Annotated in this window: 1 pseudogene; it reads right to left on the reverse strand. The window is 70.7% G+C overall.

Annotation, left to right across the window (positions count from 1 at the left end):
• Positions 1–1297, reverse strand: a pseudogene (locus EOA13_RS39520) (autotransporter outer membrane beta-barrel domain-containing protein); the annotation flags it as partial.

Raw genomic sequence — 1297 nt, forward strand, 5'->3', positions numbered from 1 at the left:
GGCCCCCTCGCCGCCAAGCGCCACGCCGACCGCGATCGACTGGCCGCCGCCGAGTGTGCCGGCAAAGCCGCCATTGCCGCCGCCGCCGCCGACCGATTGCGCCAGGATGCCGGCAGCACCGGTGCCGCGCACGTCACCGGACGAGAAATCGGCGCCGGTCGAAATGTTGCCGGTCGAGATGACGGTGACGCCGAGCCCATTGCCGGCCGCGCCGCCGCTGCCGCCAAGCGCGACGCCGATGCCGGCGTCCATTCCGAGCGCCAGCGAGACGGTCGAGCCGCCATTGCCGCCACCGCCGCCAACCGACTGCGCCAGGATGCCGATCGCCTGGTCGCCGGAGGTGGCGATGTTGCCGGTGGATGTGACATGGACGATATCGGCGTTGCCGCCGCCGGCACCCTTGCCGCCGAGACCGACGGCGGCGCTGGCGCCTTGCAGCGTGATCGCGCCGGCACCGGCGAAGCCGCCATTGCCGCCGCCGCCGCCGACCGACTGCGCCAGGATGCCGACCGACTGGTCGCCATGCGTTTCGATGTTGCCCGTCGAGGTGACGGTGACCGAGCCGGCGGTCTGGCCGGTGCCGCCACTGCCGCCAACAGCGACCGAGGCGCCCAACGCACCGGTGGTGAATGTGCCGGCAACGCTGAAGCCGCCATTGCCGCCGCCGCCGCCGATCGACTGCGCCAGGATGCCGGCGGCCTGTTTGCCGTAGGTGGTGATGTTGCCGTAATTGTTGACCTCGGCATGCTTGCCGATGCCACCTGTCGCTCCGCTGCCACCGATGGAGACCGAGGCGGAGCCGCCAGCGCCCTCGAAGGAACCGGAGCCGCTCAGTGTCACGGCGAAGCCGCCATTGCCGCCGCCGCCGCCCACCGATTGCGCGAAGATACCGGCCGAACCGGCACCATCTTTGCCGGTCTCGATATCGCCGGCGTTGGTCACCGTCACCCGTGCGCCATTGCCGCCGGCACCGCCGGAACCGCCGGCCGAGAACAGGCCGCCGGAAGTCCCGCCATTGCCGCCGCCACCGCCAACCGACTGCGCGAAGATGCCGGCTGATTGCTTGCCGTCGGTGTCGATCGAGCCGGCCGCGGTGTTCGTCACCTCGACAATGCCACCATTGGTGGTCGAGGCGCCATTGCCGCCGAGCGAGACGAGGCCGCCCGAATTGCCGCCATTGCCGCCGCCGCCTCCGATCGACTGCGCCAGGATGCCGTTCGATTCCTGGCCATGCGTGATGATCGCACCCGAATTGGTGACGCCAACGGTCACAACATTGGCGGGACCGCCATTGCCG

This window comes from Mesorhizobium sp. M7A.F.Ca.US.011.01.1.1, assembly GCF_003998295.1.
In the GTDB taxonomy this organism is placed as follows: Bacteria; Pseudomonadota; Alphaproteobacteria; order Rhizobiales; family Rhizobiaceae; genus Mesorhizobium.